The 226-nt window shown below is 69.0% G+C and carries 1 protein-coding gene; it reads left to right on the top strand.

The window, feature by feature from the left end; translation table 11 throughout:
- Positions 1-226: Y-family DNA polymerase (locus tag ACW9IR_RS30170; RefSeq protein WP_457466269.1), on the top strand; the 226-nt coding region annotated here is incomplete at both ends.

Raw genomic sequence — 226 nt, 5'->3', positions numbered from 1 at the left:
CACCCCGAGCCGGAGCAACCCCTGGTCTTGCTGGCCGGCACGCCGCAACGCCGTGTGCTGCAAACCGTCAACGATGCCGCTCGCGCCCTGGGCCTGCGCCCCGGCCAATCCCTGACGGCGGCGCATGCGCTGGCCAAGAGCTTTGCCAGCGCCGAATACGATCCCGCCGAGATCGAGCGTTACCAGCAGTTCCTCGCGGCCTGGGCCTATCAGTTCAGCTCCCAGG

The sequence above is a fragment of the Pseudomonas sp. SDT291_1_S447 genome (assembly GCF_054070155.1).
Note: the sequence above shows the minus strand (reverse complement) of the source record. Positions and strands in the feature narration are given on the sequence as shown.